At 63.9% G+C, this 20,193-nt stretch carries 19 protein-coding genes, 1 tRNA gene and 1 pseudogene; 7 read left to right on the forward strand and 14 right to left on the reverse strand.

Annotated features, from left to right (window positions below; genetic code table 11):
- Positions 1 to 123 precede the first annotated feature (123 nt).
- From K8M09_RS12050 to chvE, 6 genes are all read right to left on the reverse strand, one after another.
- On the reverse strand, positions 124 to 780 hold the full coding sequence (locus K8M09_RS12050) for a hypothetical protein (RefSeq protein ID WP_229341838.1): 657 nt from the start codon (positions 778 to 780) through the stop codon (positions 124 to 126).
- A gap of 213 nt (positions 781 to 993) precedes the next feature.
- Positions 994 to 2,427, reverse strand: a complete 1,434-nt coding sequence (locus K8M09_RS12055) for an aldehyde dehydrogenase family protein (protein WP_160787508.1) — start codon at positions 2,425 to 2,427, stop codon at positions 994 to 996.
- 57 nt (positions 2,428 to 2,484) lie between these two features.
- A complete protein-coding gene (araD1, locus tag K8M09_RS12060) occupies positions 2,485 to 3,480 on the reverse strand; it encodes an AraD1 family protein (protein WP_160787507.1) in 996 nt (331 codons plus the stop codon).
- 126 nt (positions 3,481 to 3,606) lie between these two features.
- Positions 3,607 to 4,815 (reverse strand): multiple monosaccharide ABC transporter permease, encoded by a 1,209-nt coding sequence (gene mmsB / locus K8M09_RS12065; protein WP_160787506.1) that lies wholly within the window; start codon positions 4,813 to 4,815, stop codon positions 3,607 to 3,609.
- Positions 4,815 to 6,350 carry a multiple monosaccharide ABC transporter ATP-binding protein gene (gene mmsA, locus K8M09_RS12070; RefSeq protein ID WP_160787505.1) on the reverse strand — a complete coding sequence of 512 codons (1,536 nt, stop codon included), beginning with the start codon at positions 6,348 to 6,350 and terminating at the stop codon, positions 4,815 to 4,817. The genes mmsB and mmsA overlap by 1 nt, the downstream gene beginning before the upstream one ends.
- 124 nt (positions 6,351 to 6,474) lie before the next feature.
- Positions 6,475 to 7,548: a multiple monosaccharide ABC transporter substrate-binding protein gene (gene chvE, locus K8M09_RS12075; protein ID WP_160787504.1), complete on the reverse strand. Its 1,074-nt coding sequence runs from the start codon at positions 7,546 to 7,548 to the stop codon at positions 6,475 to 6,477.
- Between the two features lie 252 nt (positions 7,549 to 7,800).
- Between chvE and K8M09_RS12080 the strand changes: the two genes are divergently transcribed.
- Positions 7,801 to 8,805, forward strand: a complete 1,005-nt coding sequence (locus tag K8M09_RS12080) for a LysR family transcriptional regulator (protein ID WP_160787503.1) — start codon at positions 7,801 to 7,803, stop codon at positions 8,803 to 8,805.
- A gap of 23 nt (positions 8,806 to 8,828) precedes the next feature.
- Entirely contained in the window at positions 8,829 to 9,302 is a 474-nt protein-coding gene (locus K8M09_RS12085) for a hypothetical protein (protein ID WP_229341840.1), read from the forward strand.
- On the opposite strand, the gene K8M09_RS12090 is transcribed toward K8M09_RS12085, so the two are convergent.
- Complete coding sequence (locus tag K8M09_RS12090; RefSeq protein ID WP_160787501.1) at positions 9,299 to 9,529, reverse strand: hypothetical protein; 231 nt, start codon at positions 9,527 to 9,529, stop codon at positions 9,299 to 9,301. The genes K8M09_RS12085 and K8M09_RS12090 overlap by 4 nt on opposite strands.
- 223 nt (positions 9,530 to 9,752) lie before the next feature.
- On the opposite strand from K8M09_RS12090, the gene iolG reads away from it, so the two are divergent.
- Positions 9,753 to 10,745: an inositol 2-dehydrogenase gene (gene iolG, locus K8M09_RS12095; protein WP_160787500.1), complete on the forward strand. Its 993-nt coding sequence runs from the start codon at positions 9,753 to 9,755 to the stop codon at positions 10,743 to 10,745.
- A 66-nt stretch (positions 10,746 to 10,811) separates the two neighbouring features.
- Here the strand turns inward: iolG and K8M09_RS12100 are convergent, their stop codons facing one another.
- A complete protein-coding gene (locus K8M09_RS12100; RefSeq protein ID WP_160787499.1) occupies positions 10,812 to 12,032 on the reverse strand; it encodes an ROK family transcriptional regulator in 1,221 nt (406 codons plus the stop codon).
- Between the two features lie 245 nt (positions 12,033 to 12,277).
- Here K8M09_RS12100 and xylF point away from each other — a divergent pair, with 245 nt between their 5' ends.
- The 4 genes from xylF to K8M09_RS12120 all read left to right on the forward strand — a co-directional run bounded on the left by xylF (position 12,278) and on the right by K8M09_RS12120 (position 15,885).
- The gene (xylF, locus tag K8M09_RS12105; RefSeq protein ID WP_160787498.1) at positions 12,278 to 13,321 is read left to right on the forward strand and encodes a D-xylose ABC transporter substrate-binding protein; all 1,044 of its coding nucleotides are present in this window, start codon (positions 12,278 to 12,280) and stop codon (positions 13,319 to 13,321) included.
- A gap of 214 nt (positions 13,322 to 13,535) precedes the next feature.
- Entirely contained in the window at positions 13,536 to 14,849 is a 1,314-nt protein-coding gene (locus K8M09_RS12110; RefSeq protein WP_160787497.1) for a sugar ABC transporter permease, read from the forward strand.
- A 14-nt stretch (positions 14,850 to 14,863) separates the two neighbouring features.
- On the forward strand, positions 14,864 to 15,649 hold the full coding sequence (locus K8M09_RS12115; protein ID WP_160787496.1) for an ATP-binding cassette domain-containing protein: 786 nt from the start codon (positions 14,864 to 14,866) through the stop codon (positions 15,647 to 15,649).
- 159 nt (positions 15,650 to 15,808) lie between these two features.
- Positions 15,809 to 15,885: transfer RNA gene (locus K8M09_RS12120), tRNA-Arg, on the forward strand.
- A 576-nt stretch (positions 15,886 to 16,461) separates the two neighbouring features.
- Here K8M09_RS12120 and K8M09_RS23720 read toward each other — a convergent pair.
- The 6 genes and pseudogenes from K8M09_RS23720 to K8M09_RS12150 form a co-directional block, all read right to left on the reverse strand.
- Positions 16,462 to 17,514 (reverse strand): annotated as a pseudogene (locus tag K8M09_RS23720) (recombinase family protein); the annotation flags it as partial.
- Positions 17,511 to 17,909, reverse strand: coding sequence for an HVO_A0114 family putative DNA-binding protein (locus K8M09_RS12130; protein WP_160787495.1), 399 nt, complete (start codon positions 17,907 to 17,909; stop codon positions 17,511 to 17,513). The pseudogene K8M09_RS23720 and the gene K8M09_RS12130, both read right to left, overlap by 4 nt.
- Before the next feature lie 19 nt (positions 17,910 to 17,928).
- Entirely contained in the window at positions 17,929 to 18,252 is a 324-nt protein-coding gene (locus tag K8M09_RS12135) for a hypothetical protein (RefSeq protein WP_170299571.1), read from the reverse strand.
- 154 nt (positions 18,253 to 18,406) lie between these two features.
- Positions 18,407 to 19,075, reverse strand: coding sequence for a hypothetical protein (locus K8M09_RS12140; RefSeq protein WP_160787494.1), 669 nt, complete (start codon positions 19,073 to 19,075; stop codon positions 18,407 to 18,409).
- Positions 19,072 to 19,431 (reverse strand): hypothetical protein, encoded by a 360-nt coding sequence (locus K8M09_RS12145; protein ID WP_229341842.1) that lies wholly within the window; start codon positions 19,429 to 19,431, stop codon positions 19,072 to 19,074. The genes K8M09_RS12140 and K8M09_RS12145 overlap by 4 nt, the downstream gene beginning before the upstream one ends.
- 79 nt (positions 19,432 to 19,510) lie before the next feature.
- Positions 19,511 to 20,065 (reverse strand): hypothetical protein, encoded by a 555-nt coding sequence (locus K8M09_RS12150; RefSeq protein ID WP_229341844.1) that lies wholly within the window; start codon positions 20,063 to 20,065, stop codon positions 19,511 to 19,513.
- Positions 20,066 to 20,193 lie beyond the last annotated feature (128 nt).

The raw sequence follows: 20,193 nt of genomic DNA on the forward strand, positions 1-20,193 counted from the left end.
GGAAAGCCGCCGCCCTCCTCCCGGAGCATTTCCGCTTTTCTGCGAATCGCAAAAAACGCTCCAGCTCTTTGTTTTCACGCGCTTCCAAACGCAAAACTGCTGCGCACTTTTGCTGGAATTGCTCTATCGCGACGCCACCTGAAGCAGACGGCAGAGGTTCACCAGCGCGGCGTCGTAGCCTCCGCTGCCGATGCCCCGGCAACGCTTGATCATCTGCAGGCGATCACGGCGGGGAAGCTGCGAGAACGCTTGCAGCACCTGCCGATCGGATCCCGTGAAGCCGCCACCGGGGGAGACGCCATCGTTCCCCACGCCAAGGCCGACCGTCGCATCAAGCAGGCTCCCGCCGCCGACATTCGCATCGACAGCAGCGCCAAGGCCTCCCGCGCCGCCCACCGTGGCGTCGACATCCGCATCGACAAGGCCACGCGTCCCGCCGACATTGGCCTTGGCGCGGGCGTTCACGCCGCTGCTGCCGCCAATCGAGGCGGTGACATCGGAATCGACAAGCCCTCTCGAACCGCCGACATTCGCCCGCGCACCGGCATTGACGCCGCGCGCGCCGCCGACGCTGGCGCCCGCCCGCGCATCCGCAAGGCCCCCGCTGCCGCCGACCGTCGCATTGGCCCCGGCCCTCACGCTGCCGAGGCTCACCCCGAGGCCGACGCCGAGGCCGCCCTTGTCCTGCGCGCCCGCATGAACCGGCACGGCAAGAACGACAGCCGCCAGCGCAACCGCCGAAAGCCTGGAGATCGATACTGTATTCGATGCTGCAAACATGGAAGCCTCCCATCAGCGGCCGGTCCGGGATGGATCGGCACCGCATAACGAAAGGTTGCGCCGCGCCCGAAGTTCCCGCGCCGCCGGGCGGATCGGCGGAGAAGGAAAAGGAAGCGTTTAGACACGCGTCGCGGACGACGAGTTGTGCCGTCCCGATACAGATCGGGCGCGGCCTTGCCCGGCCGCGCCCGAAAAACGATGGTCGCCACCGCTTTACGCTAGCGTATAGGCGGTCTTGACCGTCGTGTAGAACTCGTTGGCGTAGCTGCCCTGCTCGCGCGAGCCATAGGACGAGCCCTTGCGGCCGCCGAAGGGTACATGGAAATCGACGCCCGCCGTCGGCAGATTGACCATCACCATGCCGGCTTCGGCATTGCGCTTGAAATGCGTCGCATGCTTGAGGCTGGTGGTGGCGATGCCGGAGGAGAGGCCGAAGGGCGTGTCGTTGGCAACGGCCAGCGCTTCCTCGTAGTCTTTCACCCGGATGACGGCGGCGACGGGGCCGAAGATTTCCTCACGCGAGATGCGCATGTCGTTGGTCGCCTCGGTGAAGAGCGCCGGCGCAAGGTAGAAGCCGGGCGTATCGCGCTTCAGAAGCTCACCGCCGAAGGAAAGCTTGGCGCCTTCCTTCTGGCCGATCTCGATATAGTCGGTATCCTGCTTCAACTGGCTTTCATCGACCACCGGGCCGATATGCGTGCCGGCCTTCAACGCGTCGTCCACGACGACGCCCTTGAGACGCTCGCCGACGGCGGCGACGAAGCGGTCGTGGATACCTTCCGTGACGATGACGCGCGAGGAGGCCGTGCAGCGCTGGCCGGTGGAGAAGAAGGCCGAGTTGACGGCCGCTTCCACGGCGACGGTGAGGTCGGCATCATCCAGCACGACGAAGGGGTTCTTGCCGCCCATTTCGAGCTGGTATTTGCGGTTATGCTCGATGGAGGCGGCAGCGACGCGCTTGCCCGTGCCGGTGGAGCCAGTGAAAGTGATGGCGTGGACGTCCGGGCTGTCGAGCATGGTCTGGCCGACCACGGAGCCCTTGCCCATCACGAGGTTCAGCACGCCCTTCGGCAGGCCGGCGCGCACGAGGATATCGACGATGGCCCAGGAGCAGCCCGGCACCAGTTCCGCCGGCTTGAAGACGACCGTGTTGCCGTAGCAGAGCGCGGGCGCGATCTTCCATGCCGGAATGGCGATGGGAAAATTCCAGGGCGTGATGATGCCGACGACACCGACCGGCTCGCGGGTGATCTCGACGCCGATGTTCGGCCGCACCGAGGGCAGAACCTCACCGGCAAGGCGCAGGCACTCGCCCGCGAAGAAATCGAAGATCTGGCCGGCGCGGATCGTCTCGCCGATGCCTTCGGCCAGCGTCTTGCCCTCTTCGCGCGACAGAAGGCGGCCAAGCTCGTCCTTGCGGGCGAGGATTTCATCGGCCGTCTTGCGCAGGATCGCGTGGCGCTCGAGGATGCCGGAGCGCGACCAGGCCGGGAAGGCCGCCTTGGCCGCAGCGATTGCCGCCTTGGTGTCTTCCGCCGTGGCGCGGGCATATTCGCCCACCACATCGTTCGTGTCGGACGGGTTGATGTTGCGGATCGCATCCGTGCCGACCCATTCGCCGGCAATAAGATTCTGATGGATAGTCATGGCCGAGGCCTCCTGTCTGTCATCTGCGGACCCGATAGAACCGGGTTGCCGCGCAAATTACAATTGGCGGATGACGATCTCTTCTTCCTCGGCGACCGCCAGCGGATTGCGCAGCGGCAGGCCGAAGCCGTCCGCGCCGATCTCGAACACGTCGCCCGCTTCCGTGCGGATGCCGTCGCCGAAGGACAGCGTCGCCGTGCCGAACATATGGACATGGATATCGCCCGGCGCGCGGAACAGGCCGTATTTGAAGTGGTGGTATTCGAGATTGGCGAAGGTATGGGACATGTTCGCCTCACCGGAGACGAAGGGCTTTTCCCACAGAACCTTGCCGCCACGCACGATGCGCGAGAAGCCGCGGATATCGTCGGGCGCGACGCCGACGCGGATTTCCGGGCCGAAGCTCGCCTGCCGCAGCTTGGAATGGGCGAGGTAGAGATAGTTGATCCGCTCCGTCACATGGTCGGAGAACTCGTTCGACACGGCAAAGCCGATACGGAACGGCGAACCGTCCGAGGCGATGACATAGATGCCGGCCATTTCCGGCTCCTCGCCACCGTCGAGCGCGAAGGACGGCGAGGTCAGCACGCTGCCCGGCGCGACGGCCTGCGTGCCGTTACCCTTGTAGAACCATTCCGGCTGCACGCCCTTCTCGCCGGCCTTCGGCTTGCCGTTCTCGAGGCCCATGCGGAACATCTTCATGGAATCGGTCAGCGTCTCCTCGGCGGCTTCCGAGGTCTTCTTGTGCATGGAATCGCGCGTTGCGGCGGAGCCGAGATGGGTGAGGCCCGTGCCCGTCAGGTGCAGGTGGGCGGCATCGGGATGCGTGATCGGCGACAGCAGCCGGCCCTCGGCATAGGCCGCCTCAAGATCGACGTCATCGCCAAGCCCCTTGGCCTCGACGACCGCCTTCAGCGATTTTCCGCTATCGGCCGCTTCCATGGCGAGCGCATAGACGCTCTTCGCCCCCTTCACCGCCCGGCCCTTGCCGCCGTCCTCGCGCACGACCACGGTGATCGAGCCATCGGCATTTCCTACCTGCGAAATCAGCATTTCCGTTTCCTTCCATCCGCGGGCCTGGCGACAAAGCTCCGCACTTGCGGGGAACGACGGTCCCCGCGCTGGCGGCATGGGCCGCCGGTCAAACACATTTGCGATATCTGACTGACCGGCTCCCGGTCAGCCCTTGTTCTTGTTGTAGACGTCGAAGAACACGGCGGCGAGCAGCACCAGGCCCTTGATGAGCTGCTGGTAGTCGATGCCGATGCCCATGATCGACATGCCGTTGTTCATGACGCCCATGATGAAGGCGCCGATCACCGCGCCGGTGATCTTGCCGACGCCGCCCGACGCCGAAGCGCCGCCGATGAAGCAGGCCGCGATGACGTCCAGTTCGAAGCCGACGCCGGCCTTCGGCGTCGCCGAGTTGAGGCGGGCCGCGATGATCATGCCGGCGAGCGCGGCGAGCGCGCCCATGTTCACGAAGGTGTAGAAGGTCAGCCGCTCGGTGTTGATGCCCGAGAGCTTCGCCGCCTTCTCGTTGCCGCCCATGGCGTAGATGCGCCGGCCGATGGTCGTGCGGGTCGTGACGAACGTATAGAGCGCGATCAGGAGGCCCATGACGACGAGGACATTCGGCAGGCCGCGATAGGTCGAGAGCTGGAAGCCGAGGAAGATCGCCACGGCGCTGATGATCGCCATCTGCACGGCGAAGAAGGCGAAGGGCTCGTTCTCGGTCTCATGCAGCGCGTTCATGCGCCGCTCGCGAAGGCCCGCATAGATGGCGTAGGCGACGAGCGCCAGCACGACGACGAGGGCGAAATAGTTCTTGATGAGGCTCGTCGCCGGATCGGTGATCGACAGGAAATCCGGCACGAAGCCCGTGGAAAGGATCTGGAATTCCTTCGGGAACGGGCCGACCGGGCGGCCGCCGAGCACGACATAGGTCATGCCGCGGAAGACGAGCATGCCGGCGAGCGTCACGATGAAGGACGGTATCTTCTGGTAGGCGACCCAGTAGCCCTGCGCCGCGCCCATGACCGCGCCGACGAGGATGCAGAGCGGCACGACGACGATGGCCGGCAAGCCCCATTTCACCAGCATGATCGCCGATATGGCGCCGATAAAGGCGACGATGGAGCCGACCGACAGGTCGATATGCCCCGCCACGATGATCAGCAGCATGCCCAGCGCCATGATGACGATGAACGAGTTCTGCAGCACCAGGTTGGTGATGTTGACCGGGCGGAAGAGCACGCCGTTTGTGATGACCTGGAAGAAGATCATGATCACGACCAGCGCAACGAGCAGGCCGTATTCACGGATGTTCTTCCTGAGATATTCCCCCACCGAAGGCTGGGTCGTCTTGGTCGCGGTATCGGTGGACATTAGTGTTTCTCCCCGGAGCGCATGATGGCGCGCATGATGGATTCCTGGCTTGCTTCCGCCTTGGAAAGCTCGGCCACGATGCGTCCTTCGTTCATGACATAGATGCGATCGCAGGTCCCGAGCAGTTCCGGCATCTCCGACGAGATCATCAGGATGCCCTTGCCCTCGGCGGCAAGCTGGTTGATGATGGAATAGATTTCGAACTTCGCGCCGACATCGATGCCGCGCGTCGGTTCATCGAGGATCAGAACCTCGGGATTGGTGAAGAGCCACTTCGACAGCACCACCTTCTGCTGGTTGCCGCCCGAAAGATTGACCGTTTCCTGATAGATCGAATGCGAGCGGATGCGCAGCTTCTGGCGATAGCCCGCGGCGACCTTGGCCTCCTCGTGCGTGTCGATCACCGTCGCCCTGGACACCGCCTTGAGATTGGCCAGCGTCGTGTTGTGCATGATGTTGTCGATCAGCACGAGGCCGAGATGCTTGCGGTCTTCCGTCACATAGGCAAGGCCGGCCTCGATGGCCTTGGGGATCGTGCTCACATCCACCGGCTTGCCGCGCATGGTGACGTCGCCGGTGATCTTGTGGCCCCAGCTCTTGCCGAAGAGGCTCATGGCCGTCTCGGTGCGTCCCGCGCCCATCAGGCCGGCGATGCCGACCACTTCGCCGGCGCGCACGTTGAAGCTGATATCGTGCAGGAACTGCCGGTCGCGGTGCTGCTGGTGGAAGACGTTCCAGTTCTTCACCTCCAGCAGCGTTTCGCCGATCTTCGGCTCGCGCGGCGGGTAGCGGTCTTCCATCTCGCGGCCGACCATGCCCTTGATGATGCGGTCTTCCGAAATGTCCTCGTGGTGACAGTCGAGCGTCTCCACCGTGCCGCCGTCGCGCAGGATGGTGATCTGGTCGGCGACCTTTTTGATTTCGTTCAGCTTGTGCGAGATGATGATGGAGGTCATGCCCTGCGTGCGGAACTCCATGAGCAGCTTCAGGAGCGCGTCGGAGTCCTTTTCGTTCAGCGAGGCTGTGGGTTCGTCGAGGATGAGCAGGCGCACCTTCTTCGACAGCGCCTTGGCGATCTCGACGAGCTGCTGCTTGCCGACGCCGATATCGGTAATCAGCGTGCCCGGCGGCTCCTTCAGCCCGACCTTGTCGAGCAGTTCCTGCGTGCGGCGGAACGCCTTCTTCCAGTCGATGACGCCGTTCGTCGCCACCTCGTTGCCGAGGAAGATGTTTTCCGCAATCGAGAGCAGCGGCACCAGCGCCAGCTCCTGATGGATGATGATGATGCCCAGATGCTCGCTGTCGGAGATCGTGGAGAAACGGCGGACCTCGCCGTCGAAATGGATTTCACCCTCGTAGGAGCCGGCCGGATAGACGCCGCTCAACACTTTCATGAGGGTGGATTTGCCGGCGCCATTCTCGCCGACAAGGGCGTGGATTTCGCCTTCGCGGACCTTCAGGTTGACGTTGTTCAGCGCTTTCACGCCGGGGAACGTCTTCGTGATGCCACGCATTTCCAGAAGGGTCTTGCTCATATACCAGTTTCCAGCGGCCTTCCGCCGTCATTCAAGCGGCGAAACCGAGCCTAGTCGCTCTGCGATCCGGAGAAAAGAGGGTTCGCGCACATGGCGCGAACCCCGGAGAGTGATGGGAGAACGATCAGTTCTTGAGCTGGTCGGCCGTGTAGTAGGCCGAGTCCGTGACGAGGATCTTCTCGGCGCTGGACTTGTCGACGGCAACCGGCTTCAGCAGGTAGGACGGAACGACCTTGACGCCGTTGTCGTAGGTCTTGGTGTCATTCACTTCCGGCTCCTTGCCTTCCATGATTGCGTTGACCATGCCGACCGTGACCTTGGCGAGCTCGCGCGTGTCCTTGAAGATCGTGGAATACTGTTCGTCAGCGAGGATCGACTTGACGGACGGCAGTTCCGCGTCCTGGCCGGTGACGATGGCCATCGGCTGGTCGCCCGAGCCGTAGCCGACGCCCTTCAGGGCCGACAGGATACCGATGGACAGGCCGTCGTAGGGCGACAGAACGCCATCGACGCGGCCGTCGGTGTAGGTCGAGGAGAGCAGGTTTTCCATGCGGGCCTGCGCGACGGCGCCGTCCCAACGCAGCGTGCCGACGGTTTCCATGCCGGTCTGGCCCGACTTGACGACGATCGCGCCGCTATCGATCAGCGGCTGGAGAACCGACATCGCGCCGTCATAGAAGAAGAAGGCGTTGTTGTCGTCCGGCGAACCGCCGAACAGCTCGACGTTCCACGGCTTGGTGTCCGGGAACTTGGCCTTCAGGCCGTCGACGAGGCTGGTGGCCTGCAGGACGCCGACCTGGAAGTTGTCGAAGGTGGCATAGTAATTGACGTTGCCCGAGTCGCGGATGAGGCGGTCGTAGGCGATGACCTTCACGCCGGCGTCGGCAGCCTTCTGGAGAATGTCGGAGAGCGTCGTGCCGTCGATGGCACCGATGACCAGGACCTTGGCGCCCTTGGTGACCATGTTCTCGATCTGGGCGAGCTGGTTCGGGATGTCGTCGTCGGCAAACTGCAGGTCCGGCGTGTACCCGGCTTCCTTGAACAGCTTTTCCATCGTCTCACCGTCGGAAATCCAGCGGGTCGAGGTCTTCGTGGGCATCGAGATGCCGACCACGCCCTTATCCTGGGCGAAAGCGGGCGCAACGAACGACGCCACGCTGATGGCAGCGGCGGCGAGAAGCGAAGTGATCATTTTCATTGAAAGGTCTCTCCCTTGTGCGCACTGGCCGAAATTGCAGCCAGGCATTGTTCTGTGCGCGATGGGGTCGCCGTCAGGCAGCGGCCCGGGCTGGACGGACGAAAATCCGCCGGCCCCAACTCCCAAGGACCCCAGCACACATTCGCGCAACGTCTACCGAATTGCCATAACTGTCAAATGCAATGAACTTCTAAATCGATACCATAGTTGATATGTTATGGAGGAAATATACTATTTTTGCGGATACGAACCATGCGCCTTGACGACACCGGAGACCAGTTCCTCCCCGACGAGAGCCTCGACAGCCTGGAGGGGATCGGCCTCCTGCGCAGCGGGCTGAAGCTCAGCCACCTGCGCATGATCACGGCCATAGAGGCGCACAAGCAGGTGAGCGCGGCGGCCGAGGCGCTCAACATATCCCAGCCCGCCGCCTCGCGCATGCTGACGGAAATGGAAACGATCCTCAAGGCCCAGCTTTGCGAACGCATCTCGCGCGGCGTCACGCTCACCGCCTTCGGCCGGGCCTTCGCCCGCCGGGCGCGCACCATCCTGCTCGAACTGCGCGAGGTCGACCGCGAGCTTTCCGCGCTGAAATCCGGCACCGGCGGCTCGGTCTTCCTCGGTTCGGTGACGGCGCCGGCCATCAGCCTCGCCGTGCCGGCGATCCAGCAGGTCAGCGCTGCCTATCCGGGCATCGAGGTGAATGTGCGCGTGGAGACGAGCAACGTGCTCGCCCGCGAACTGCTCGCCGCCCGGCAGGATTTCATCATCGCCCGCGTGCCGGACGATCTCAATCCCCGCCTCTTCAACGTCACCGAGATCGGCATCGAGAAAGCCTGTCTCATCGTGCGCAAGGGCCATCCGCTGACGGAAAAGCCCGTCGTCGGCCTCGCCGACCTGCCGCGCTACGACTGGGTGTTCCAGCCGGCGGGCACGCTTTTGCGGCGGCGCATCGAGGAACTGTTCATCGCGGCCGGCGTGCCGCTGCCCGCCACCGTCGTCAACACATCGTCGATCCTGCTCACCACCGCCATCGTCTGCGGCTCGAACGCCATCGCCCCCGTCGCCCGCGACATGGCGAATTTCGTCGCCGATGTCGGGGCGCAGGCGGGCGAGATCGTCATCCTCAACACGGATTTCGAGATCGACATCAAGCCCTACAGCCTCATCTCCGTGAAAGGTCGGGCGCTCCCGCCGAGCGCCAAACTGCTCTATGATCTCATCTGGCAACGCAGCCGGATGGTCGCGCCGGACTGAGTGGAGGACGACAGATGTTCGGCATGACCGTTTTCGAATCCGTGCTGGAACGGCTGAAGGCCGAGGCGCGCGAAGCCGCGGAGGAGGACGAGGCCCCTGTCGAGGACACCCTTGGCGGAAGGATACGCGGCCTGACCTCGGGCTTTGCCGGCCTCGGCGCGACAGGCGCCTTCGTTTCCGGCTCGCAAGCCGCCGCAGCCTATCTCGACCTCTATGAGGCCCCGCCCGCCCCGGAGCCGGAGCGCCCGCCGCCGCCCCCGCCGCATCTGCTGCGCACGACGCCCGAGGAGGTCGCCGCAGACCTCGCCCTGACCGGCCGGGAGGATATCGACGCCCTCACCGCCCGCCGCCGCAGTTTCGCACGCGACAACCATCCAGACCGCGCACCGGCGGACCTGCGCGGCAATGCAACGCTGCGCATGAAGATCGCCAATATGCTGATCGACGAGACGATCCGGCGAATAGAAGTGGAGAAGAGCCTCGGGCTTTCGGGTTAGCCCGCGCCGTCGCCGCCCTCGCCCGCCGGCTTTTCGGCGGGGGCCGAGGGTTTGAAGAAGAGGATGAGATGGGCGAAGGCATAGGCGGTCACGGCAAGGAAGATCATGCCCCAGGTCTGCTGGCCGTTATAGAATTCCACCGTCGTCCATGCCGCGCAAAGCCCGACCAGAAGCAGCCGCCGCCAGAGCGGGCGGTAGAACGGATGGTCGGGATCGATGAACTTCATGAACGTCTCCTCATGCCTCAGCCCGTGTACATAAGGGCTTTTCATCCGCAAGGAAACCGCGCCGCCGAAGAATGGAACGATCTTGACGTCGCAAGCGAAAACGGAATAAAAATTCCAAAGCATACATGTCGCGGCCTTCCCGTTCCGTTTCCGCGTGGGAGGACCTGACGTCGAGGCCATTCGCAGGGCTCGCCCTGTTCGCCATTACAGGAACGAGGAAAACATGACTGTGAGATTTGGCCTTCTCGGCGCAGGCCGCATCGGCAAGGTTCATGCAAAGGCCGTCACCGGCAATCCCGACGCGGTGCTGGTCGCCGTCGCCGACGCCTTCCCGGCGGCAGCCGAGGCCATTGCCGCGCAATATGGCTGCGCGGTGCGCAGCATCGAGGCGATCGAGGCGGCCGGCGATATCGACGCCGTCGTGATCTGCACGCCGACCGACACCCATGCCGATCTCATTGAGCGTTTCTTGCGCGCTGGAAAAGCCATCTTCTGCGAAAAACCCGTCGATCTCGATATCGACCGCGTGCGCGCCTGCATCAAGGTGGTCGAGGAGACAAAAGGCAAGCTGATGGTCGGCTTCAACCGCCGCTTCGACCCGCATTTCATGGCCGTGCGCAAGGCCATCGACGATGGCCGCATCGGCGATGTCGAGATGGTGACGATCACCTCGCGCGATCCCGGCGCACCGCCGGTCGATTACATCAAGCGCTCCGGCGGCATCTTCCGCGACATGACCATCCACGACTTCGACATGGCCCGCTTCCTGCTCGGCGAGGAAGTGGCCACGGTCTCGGCGACGGCCGCCGTGCTGGTCGACCCGGAGATCGGCAAGGCCGGCGACTATGACAGCGTCTCGGTCATCCTGCAGACGAAATCCGGCAGGCAGGCGATCATCTCCAACTCCCGCCGCGCCACCTACGGCTACGACCAGCGCATCGAGGTGCATGGCTCGAAAGGCATGGTGTCGGCCGAAAACCAGCGCCCGGTCTCCATCGAAGTCGCCAATGGCGAAGGCTATACCCGCCCGCCGCTGCACGATTTCTTCATGACCCGCTACACCGAGGCCTATGCCAACGAGATCGCCGGCTTCATCGCCGCCATCGAGAAGGGCGCCGCCCTTTCGCCCTCCGGCGCCGATGGTCTCGCCGCCCTCGCGCTCGCCGACGCGGCCGTGAAATCCGTGGAAGAAAAACGCCAGATCTCCGTCGCCTGACGGAAGCCTCCTCCCAAGCAACTGGCCGGGCGACATCGTCGTCCGGTCTTTTTTATGGGTGCCCGCCTATTCCCCGACCGTGCGGGCCGCGATGATATCGTGGTCCATTTCCGCAAGCGCCCGGTCGAGATGGCCTTCCAGCACCAGCGTCGCTTCCTCCGGCGCAAGGGTGATCGGCGGCGCGCCGAACAGGCGGACTTGCTGCGATTGCCCCAGCCCCTCCTCCAGCCCGCGCCGCAGAAGATCGAAATAGCGCGTGCCCGGTCCGGTAATGGCGATCGGCATCGCCTCGTGCAGGCTCACCATGCGCGACAACCCTTGCCCCAGCGCAAGGCCGGCCTGGCGGAAGGCATATTCCGACATGCGGTGCCCCTGCCGGGCGCGCAGCGCGATCTTGTCCATCTCCGCAAGCGGCACGAACTTGGCGGGAATCGTATCCGGCGGCACTTCGAAGGCCGTGCGCAGGATGCCGTAGAACCCGGCGGAGGCCTCGATGCAGCCCTGCGCCCCGCAACGGCAGAGCTTGCCGTCCGCCGCATTCAGCATATGCCCGAAATTCGGCGCGGTGACGGAGAGTTCGCCCGTCCGGTCGAACCGCGCGATACCCAGCCCGATGCTGTGGCCGAGCGACAGCGCGGCGACGGCGGTCAGGTTCTCCACCCCCGCCTTTTCCATGCGCAGCGCCATGGCGTGGGCGACGAGCAGCGTCTCGTTGCTGAGCAGAATCTTCGCCCGCCAGCGCGGCTTGAGCAAAGCCGCGAAATCCACCTGCTCCGCCCCGAAGACCGGCGACCAGACGAGCCGCGCGGACGCCGGATCGACCAGCCCCTTGCTGCTGATGGAGACGACCAGCACCTCCTCCGGCGCGATGCGCGAACGGTCCGCCAGCCTGTCGAGCGCGGCGACGAACGCCTCCGCGAAGGGTCGCGTCGAGCTGTCCGCCTGATTGCGCGCCTCCTCGAACCGGTCGATGAGCGTGCCGCCGTAATCCGCCAGCGAATATTGCACGAGGTCGGAGGCGATGCGCACGGCGACGAGATAGCCCGCCCCGCGCCGCTGGCCGAAGATGACGCGCGGCCGCCCGCGCGAGGCGGCGGCCTGCTGTTCGCGCCGCTCCAGCACCTCGGCCTTCTCTAGTTCCGCGGTAATGGCCGAGACGGTGGCCGAAGCAAGGCCGGTGTGATGGGAAATATCCGTATGGGCAAGCGGCCCGTGCCGGCGCAGCGACGCGAGGACGAGCGCGCTGTTCTGCTGACGCACAAGCTCCGTGCTCGACTTCACCAGCATCGTCCGTTCCCGCCTGCCTTCATGAACTGCAACACATGCCCCTCCCAAAGCATCTGTCACGCTGTCGTTCAAGGCCTTTCGAACCTGTGTTGACAGCCTTGAAAAGTTCTGACATCTATTTTCTCGACTGTCGAGAAAAAAGTCCCGGCACCGCCGGGAGGGGCATCGAGACAGTATTATCGTGGCCGGTCGTGAATTGGGCGGGAGGTTCGCCCGGGCGGCCGGTGTTCACTTGGGAGGTTATCATGAAGTCCGTTCTGAAGCTGATGGCAGGGGCTGCCATCATTGTTTCCCTGCATTCCGCCGCCGCGCACGCCAAGGACCTCGTCGTCGGCGTTTCCTGGTCGAACTTCCAGGAAGAGCGCTGGAAAACCGACGAAGCCGCCATCAAGGCAGCGCTCGAGGCCTCCGGCGACAAGTACATTTCCGCTGACGCCCAGTCCTCTGCCGCAAAGCAGCTCACCGACATCGAGTCGTTGATCGCCCAGGGCGCGAACGCCATCATCGTGCTTGCGCAGGATAGCGACGCCATCGGCCCGGCCATCGAAAAGGCCGCAGCGGAAGGCATCCCGGTCGTCGGCTACGACCGCCTGATCGAGAACCCGTCCGCCTTCTACATCACCTTCGACAACAAGGAAGTCGGCCGCATGCAGGCCCGCGAAGTGTTCAAGGTGAAGCCGGAAGGCAACTATGTCTTCATCAAGGGCAACTCCGCCGACCCGAACGCCGACTTCCTCTTCGCAGGCCAGCAGGAAGTGCTGAAGGAAGCCATCGACGCCGGCAAAATCAAGAATGTCGGCGAAGCCTATACCGATGGCTGGAAGCCGGAAAACGCCCAGAAGAACATGGAACAGTTCCTGACGGCGAACGACAACAAGGTCGACGCGGTCGTCGCCTCGAACGACGGCACGGCCGGCGGCGCGATCGCCGCGCTGACCGCGCAGGGCCTTGCCGGCTCCGTCCCGGTCTCCGGCCAGGACGCCGACCACGCCGCGCTCAACCGCGTCGCGCTCGGCACGCAGACGGTCTCCGTCTGGAAGGACTCCCGTGAACTCGGCAAGCGCGCCGCGGAAATCGCCGCCCAGCTCGCCGGCGGCAAGACCATGGACCAGATCGACGGCGTGACCACCTTCGCCGGCGGCCCGAAGGGCGTCGAGATGAAGTCGGTCTTCCTCGCTCCGCTGCCGATCACCAAGGACAACCTGAACGTCGTCATCGACGCCGGCTGGATCTCCAAGGATGCAGCCTGCCAGGGCGTCGCGGCCGGCTCGGTCGAAGCCTGCAAGTAAGCCGGAGCAACCGGTAACGACCTGACCATCGCCAGGCGCCGCAACGACACCGTTGCGGCGCTTGCGCAAGATGGGCAGCGGGCGGAGGATAGGGCGGCGGCCTGTCCTCGAGCGGGATGGAAACGGGTGAGCCGGCTTGCCGCGCAACCCGCCCGAACTCCGGACCACGCCCGGACGACACGTTCAACAAAAAAGTGAGGGGGACGGCAAAGCGATGGCCGACATCACGAATACCGCACATGCCAATCGCGCGCGATCGGCGAGCGAGAATCCGGTAAAGCGCTTCTTTCGCGCGACCGAGATCGATACGCGCCTGCTCGGCATGGTCGGCGCGCTGCTGATCATCTGGATCGGCTTCAACATCCTGTCCGGCGGCCTCTTCCTGACGCCGCGAAACCTCTGGAACCTTTCCGTCCAGACCGCCTCCGTCGCCGTGATGGCCACCGGCATGGTGCTCGTCATCGTCACGCGCAACATCGATCTTTCGGTCGGCTCGATCCTCGGCTTCGTCGGCATGATCATGGGCGTGCTGCAGGCCGAACTGCTGCCGCAGCTCATCGGCTTCAACCATCCCGCCACCTGGATCATCACCCTTCTGGCCGGCCTGCTGCTCGGCGCGGCCATCGGCGCGCTGCACGGCTCCATCATCGCCTTCCTCAACGTGCCGTCCTTCATCGTCACGCTCGGGGGCCTGCTCGTCTGGCGCGGCGCCACCTGGTTCGTCACGAGCGGGCGCACCGTCGCCCCCATGGACGCCACCTTCCGCCTGATGGGCGGCGGCACCGAAGGCTCGATCGGCGCGACGGCAAGCTGGATCGTCGGCGCCCTCGCCTGCATCGCCATCGTGGCGACCATCGCCAACTCCCGCAAGCAGCGCAAGCGTTTCGGCTTCCCGCTGCGCCCCATGTGGGCCGAGTATTTCCTAGTCGCGGTCGGCTGCGCGCTCGTGCTCGGCGCCATCGCGGTCGTCAACGCCTATCCCTGGCCTGTCGCCATCGCCCGCAAGTTCGCGGACGCCAACGGCATCGCCTGGCCGGAAGGCGGCCTCTTCATCCCGCACGGCATCGCCGTTCCCGTGCTGATCGCCATCGTCGTCGGCATCGTCATGACCTTCATCTCGACGCGCCTGCGCTTCGGCCGCTACGTCTTCGCACTCGGCGGCAACCCCGAGGCGGCGGAACTTGCCGGCATCAAGACCCGCTGGGTCACGGTCAAGATCTTCGCGCTGATGGGCATGCTCTGCGCCATCGCCGCCGCCATCTCGACGGCCCGCCTCAACGCCGCGACCAACGCCCAGGGCGAGCTCGACGAGCTTTACACCATCGCGGCCGCGGTCATCGGCGGCACGTCGCTGGCCGGCGGCATGGGCACAATCGCTGGCGCCATGCTCGGCGCCCTCGTCATGCAATCGCTGCAATCGGGCATGGTGCTGGTCGGCATCGACACCCCGTTCCAGCGCATCGTGGTCGGCATGGTCCTCGTCGTCGCCGTCTGGCTCGACACGATCTACCGCGCCCGCGCCAAGTAAGAGGAGCCACCCCAATGACGGACACCCGTACGCCCCTCGTGGAGATGAAGAACATCTCCATCTCCTTCGGCGGCATCCATGCCGTGGACAACGCCTCGGTCGATCTCTATCCCGGCGAGGTCGTCGCCCTGCTCGGCCACAACGGCGCCGGCAAGTCGACGCTGATCAAGATCCTCTCCGGCGCCTACCGGCGCGACAGCGGCGAAATCCTGATCAACGGCGAACCGGCCGACATCGCCAATCCGCGCGACGCCAAGAAATACGGCATCGAGACGATCTACCAGACGCTGGCCGTCGCCGACAATGTCGACGCCGCCGCCAACCTCTATCTCGGCCGCGAGCTGCGCACCCCCTGGGGCACGCTCGACGACGTGGCGATGGAGGCCAAGACCCGCGAGGTCATGGGCCGCCTCAACCCCAACTTCCAGCGTTTCAAGGAGCCGGTAAAGGCGCTGTCCGGCGGCCAGCGCCAGTCCGTGGCGATCGCAAGAGCCATCCTCTTCAACGCCCGCATCCTCATCATGGACGAGCCGACGGCGGCGCTCGGTCCCCAGGAGACGGCGCAGGTCGGCGAGCTGATCAAGCAGCTCAAGAAGGAAGGCATCGGCATCTTCCTGATCAGCCACGACATCCACGACGTCTTCGACCTCGCCGACCGCGTCTCGGTGATGAAGAACGGCCAGGTCGTGGGCCATGCCCGCACCGAGGACGTCACGAAGGACGAGGTTCTCGGCATGATCATCCTCGGCAAGGTCCCGGAAAAAGCCATCCCCGGCCCCGGCGCCATGCAGACCGCCTGACAAACCGACAAAGCCGCCGGCCCCGCCCGGCGGCTTTGTCTTTCGCGCCCACCGCAAACCACCCAAGAGTTTGCCCCATCCCGCAATTTCCCGATTGAAGCCCGCCCCCAGCTAGGCTAAGAACCCTCTCATCGGACAGGCGATTCATCGCCTACGGATGCACCCGTAGCTCAGCTGGATAGAGTGTTGGATTCCGATTCCAAAGGTCGCAGGTTCGAATCCTGCCGGGTGCGCCATTTCAGTACAGAACCACTAACGCCGAACGCCGCCGTTTTCCCACTAGAAGCAGCCACCAGCGTTCGCAGCAGTTCTGATTTCGATCCCGTGATGCGAATTTCATCGTCAGCGACCTCAACGCGCTGCGCCAGTGCTCGAAGCTGATCCCGCCGATAACCGCCCCCTTCGAGCCGAAGCCCTGCGCGCGCGGCGCTGGAAAGTGAATCGAGCATGTCGACGGTGATCGTCTGATTGCCGGAGCTATCCAACGTCGCCTGCAACCGCTCGGCCTCGGCCTTCGCCTGATCGCGAATCGCCTTGAGGCTGGTCATCCGCTCCTTCAGGTTCTCGTCGTTCAAATCGGCAAGGCCGGCTTCGATCGCGTCATAGAGGCGATTGAGCCGTGCTTCCGTTTCCGTGACGCGCCGGTTGATTTCAGCGAGTTGTTCCCGACGACGCTCGGCGCGATCGCTGCGGCGGTCGAGGAGACTGGCAAGGATCGTTTCCAGACGCGAGGGCGCCAGCAGGCGCTCGTCCAGATGGTTGGCGACCAGATCGTCGAGCTTGCCCATCTGGATCGTGCGGCCGACGCAGCCGGTCTTGCCCTGCCGAGCTTTGGTCGAGCAGGTATAGTAGCGATATTCAGCGCCCGTGCTTCCTCTGCCGGTGCGCAGCGTCATCGCGCCTCCGCACTTCGAGCAAAAGCAGATGCCCGTCAGCAGGGTCGGCCCGCTGGTGACGCGGGCCGGCACCAAGCTCGGATGACGAGATTTCAACCGGGCCTGCACCAAGTCGAAGACTTCGCGCTCGATGAGCGGTGGCACCTCCATGATCGCGACTTCGCTCTCCGGCTTCTTCTCCCGGTTCTTATGCGTGCGGGTGTTGAAGCGATGCTGGCCGATATAGGTCGTGCGGGTGAGGATCGCGTGGATTTGCGCAAGGCCCCAGCGCCCGCCGTCTCGGGTGAACAGGCGGCGTTCGTTCAGATAGCAAGTGATCGCCTTGACGCCCAAGGGGCCGGTCTTGCCGTCCCCTTCAAGGAACAGACGGTAGATCAGCCGCACGGTCTCGGCGTGCAGCGGGTCGATCTCCAGCTTCTTCTTGGTCTTCGATCCGCGCTGCTCCGCCGCGATGATGCGATAGCCGATCGGCGGACGCGCGCCATTCCAGAAGCCTTGCCGTGCATTCTCGTTCATGGCGCGCAGGACGTGCTTGGCGTTTTCCTTCGACTGATATTCGTCGAACAGGGCCATGATCTGCCGCATCATGACGTGCATGGGATCGTCGCCCATCTCCTGCGTGATGGAGACGAGCTTGACGCCGTTCTTGGCGAGCTTGCGAACGTAGAACTCCAGCTCGAAGTGATCGCGGAAGAAACGCGAGAAGCTGTGAACCACGACGACATCGAACGGCGCAGGCTTGCTGGTGCCGTCTTCGATCATGCGCTGGAACTCGGGGCGCTTGTCGTTGGTGGCGGATGCGCCGGCCTCAACGAACGTCTCGACAAGCTCATAGCCGCGCGTGGCGCAATAGGCTTCGCCCTGCTTGCGCTGGTCGGGGATCGACACATCATGCTCGGCCTGGCGCGTCGTTGAGACGCGAAGATAGAGGGCGGCGCGCTGAGCGACGTGCGGGGACTGAATGTTCATTGCTGGCCTCCCTTGACCGTGTGAGGCGCTTTGGCGGCGGTCAGCGGCATCACCAGTTCGATACGATCATATGCGAGCTTGGGGGTGAGCTTGAGGCCCCGAGCCTTTTCCATGCGGATGAGGCCGTAGCCGGCCATCGTCTTGAGGGTGCGCGAGACATTCGATTGCGCCCGCCCGGAGATCTTCGCTAACTCTTCCACGGATTCGGGCGCTTGCTCGTGGATGATGCGCAGCAGGTCGCGGTTCCCGGTGGACAGAATGCGCGCGAAGGATTCGGTGGATGGGAACCAGACGGTCGGATCGCCCGGCACAGGCTTCTTCTCGCCCGCCGCGATCTGCCGAGTCCGGTCCTTCATTTCCTCATAGTCGGCGATACCGACTTTCAATGTAGCCATAGCCTATTCCGCCCATCGTTCACTCTTTGTCCATATCATCTATTGATATGTTTTTCAAGCTGTTTCCTCCCGGCTTGCTATAGAGAGGGCCACCGAACAGGCGGTCCAGCAAGTCGCCGAAATAGCGCTCGAAGATATCGACTTCATCTTCCGTGACCGGAACCTGATCAGGCCAGTCGTCAACAACACGCAAATTGTCATGCCATTTCGGTGAAGGTTTGCGGCGCGATCGGCGGGTGCTGGGCTTAGGCTCGGCGGCATAGTCATAAAGATCGTCAGGCAACGGCTCCGATCTTTGTCGGCGGGTGCGTCGCCTTCTGGCGGGTGGTTTTTGTTCGTTCATGAAATCCTCCATGGTTTGCCTATCCGGGTTCTCCTGCAAGGAGACCCCGTCATTTGGCGGACTCTGGAGGGCAAACGGCGGTCTGTAGCGTGCCGTATTCACGCTGATGGGTTCTCGGCACCCCTGGCCGATCCCGGCGAAGGCGACAGTGAAGTTAGTCCGTGCTCTGCGGCGGGTAGGTCAGGGAGTAGGACCACAATATCGGCTTCAGCCCTCGCAGGTCTGGGTCGTTCGAGTCGATCTCCACTTCCCCGATGAAGCGATTGAGATGATCCGGCGGCAGGCCGTCCTTGATCTCGAAGTAGCCGCCGAACGCGCAGCCGCCGGACAGTTTGCCGAGCACCGTTTCCTCGAAATGCCCTGCGCCGGCGACGTCGAAACCGAAGCCGTTGATCCTGAAGGGCTTGCCCGCCCGCTTCTCAATTTCCTCGATCGTCATGCCGTTGCGAATACCGAGCGGGCCGATCCACTGGTTCTGCTCGCCAAAGACGACGATCCTGCTCGGCAACCTGCGTCTGCTCTCGTCGTACCATTCTATGTCGAGCCGCCGTTGCGGGTCTTGCGCGAACAGCACCGTGGCGCTTGCGGTCTCTCCGTCTCGGTCCACTGTGGCGTAGGAGACGTTCTTTGCGCCGTAGCGTTTCACCAGGTCTACGTGGCTCGCCGTCCTCGCGAATTGAGCGGCGCACTCGACGACATATTGCTGCGGTTGAGTGTGTTGCTTCTGTGCGGACGCATGGGCCGGCAGAAGCAAGACGAAGAAGATGGCTATGAGACGGGGCATGACCGTCGGTTCACAGACGATACTGGCATGCGACATCATTCTGCAGGCACAACACGAAGCGGCGTACCATAGGGTTCGACGCGCAAGTTGCCCTGCGCCTGTACGCTGATCTTCGCCAATGGTGCCTGCTCAAGTTCGCCATCCTTCGCCTTGCGGACCGCGTAGCGCCACACGGTCAGCGAACCACGCTCCTGAAGCGCCCGGCCGATCGTACTGGCATCATCGCCGAGCGCGGCGTCTTCCTTGGTGAGTGCCGCGACGATCGATTCCCTTTCGCTGACAAAGCTGAACAGCTTCGTGGCCTGCTCGGCAGCGAAGGCGGGAGCGAAGGAAGACAGGAATGCGGCGGCAAGCACTATGCGGGCGAAGCCGCGATTATGATGGGAAGAGAGCATCAAAGTTCCTTTCGATCTAGGTTGCCGGACTGCACCAGATGCCGGCATGTCAGTATTCGGTTTGTTTTGGCGCGTTCGCCTAATTGACCTCGACGTCTATTCTCAGCCTTTGAAGCACGTCGGGCAGGTTGCCGCCGCTATCGAGAAGGTCGATCAGGTCGATGCCGGGTTGGGTCTTGGCCTGGACCGTTACGTCGATGCTTTTGAGCCCTTCGGCGATGAAGCGCTTGAGGGCAGCGCCGACCGCGCCCGCGTCGTCGGATGGATAGAGAGTGCCGAAGGCGGTCTGAGCGACGATCCGCGCGAGCACGGCCAGCCGTTCGCCAGGATCGTCGTTGTCGGGCTTTATTATGGACGCGGCGAGAAGATCGCGAAGGCCGGAATCACGGATCGAGGCGGTGACGAACCGGATCGTCAGGCCGGATAATGCGGCCTGAGCCTCTGCCGGGTCCGTCGAATACAGCGCCTTGCCCGCCTTGGCGACTTCACCAGCCAGAAACACGCCGCCGACATCTCTGGTCGTGACGGAGGCTTCGAGGAGGCTGATCGTGTTCTGCCGCTCACTCCATTCGGCTGCGAGGCGAAACGTCCCGTCGATCCGAGCCAGTCCTGCGCTGCGCAAGGCGGCGAGCATGGGGGTGTCAGGAGCGGCCGGTACATCGAATCTTACCCCCATGCCTTCGACATCGAACGACGTCGGGATGCCATTGTGGAATGCCGCCAGAGAGGCTTCGAGGCTGAGAATCCCGACTCCGACCGGTA

The sequence above is a fragment of the Shinella zoogloeoides genome, from assembly GCF_020883495.1.
Lineage (GTDB): Bacteria > Pseudomonadota > Alphaproteobacteria > Rhizobiales > Rhizobiaceae > Shinella > Shinella zoogloeoides.

Excerpts from the sequence above, each read along its gene's own strand:
- K8M09_RS12050 (WP_229341838.1), bottom strand. The coding sequence starts at position 780 with ATGTTTGCAGCATCGAATACAGTATCGATCTCCAGGCTTTCGGCGGTT.
- K8M09_RS12055 (WP_160787508.1), bottom strand. The coding sequence starts at position 2,427 with ATGACTATCCATCAGAATCTTATTGCCGGCGAATGGGTCGGCACGGAT.
- araD1 (WP_160787507.1), bottom strand. The coding sequence starts at position 3,480 with ATGCTGATTTCGCAGGTAGGAAATGCCGATGGCTCGATCACCGTGGTC.
- mmsB (WP_160787506.1), bottom strand. The coding sequence starts at position 4,815 with ATGTCCACCGATACCGCGACCAAGACGACCCAGCCTTCGGTGGGGGAA.
- mmsA (WP_160787505.1), bottom strand. The coding sequence starts at position 6,350 with ATGAGCAAGACCCTTCTGGAAATGCGTGGCATCACGAAGACGTTCCCC.
- chvE (WP_160787504.1), bottom strand. The coding sequence starts at position 7,548 with ATGAAAATGATCACTTCGCTTCTCGCCGCCGCTGCCATCAGCGTGGCG.
- K8M09_RS12080 (WP_160787503.1), top strand. The coding sequence starts at position 7,801 with ATGCGCCTTGACGACACCGGAGACCAGTTCCTCCCCGACGAGAGCCTC.
- K8M09_RS12085 (WP_229341840.1), top strand. The coding sequence starts at position 8,829 with ATGACCGTTTTCGAATCCGTGCTGGAACGGCTGAAGGCCGAGGCGCGC.
- K8M09_RS12090 (WP_160787501.1), bottom strand. The coding sequence starts at position 9,529 with ATGAAGTTCATCGATCCCGACCATCCGTTCTACCGCCCGCTCTGGCGG.
- iolG (WP_160787500.1), top strand. The coding sequence starts at position 9,753 with ATGACTGTGAGATTTGGCCTTCTCGGCGCAGGCCGCATCGGCAAGGTT.
- K8M09_RS12100 (WP_160787499.1), bottom strand. The coding sequence starts at position 12,032 with ATGCTGGTGAAGTCGAGCACGGAGCTTGTGCGTCAGCAGAACAGCGCG.
- xylF (WP_160787498.1), top strand. The coding sequence starts at position 12,278 with ATGAAGTCCGTTCTGAAGCTGATGGCAGGGGCTGCCATCATTGTTTCC.
- K8M09_RS12110 (WP_160787497.1), top strand. The coding sequence starts at position 13,536 with ATGGCCGACATCACGAATACCGCACATGCCAATCGCGCGCGATCGGCG.
- K8M09_RS12115 (WP_160787496.1), top strand. The coding sequence starts at position 14,864 with ATGACGGACACCCGTACGCCCCTCGTGGAGATGAAGAACATCTCCATC.
- K8M09_RS12130 (WP_160787495.1), bottom strand. The coding sequence starts at position 17,909 with ATGGCTACATTGAAAGTCGGTATCGCCGACTATGAGGAAATGAAGGAC.
- K8M09_RS12135 (WP_170299571.1), bottom strand. The coding sequence starts at position 18,252 with ATGAACGAACAAAAACCACCCGCCAGAAGGCGACGCACCCGCCGACAA.
- K8M09_RS12140 (WP_160787494.1), bottom strand. The coding sequence starts at position 19,075 with ATGATGTCGCATGCCAGTATCGTCTGTGAACCGACGGTCATGCCCCGT.
- K8M09_RS12145 (WP_229341842.1), bottom strand. The coding sequence starts at position 19,431 with ATGCTCTCTTCCCATCATAATCGCGGCTTCGCCCGCATAGTGCTTGCC.
- K8M09_RS12150 (WP_229341844.1), bottom strand. The coding sequence starts at position 20,065 with ATGCTCGCCGCCTTGCGCAGCGCAGGACTGGCTCGGATCGACGGGACG.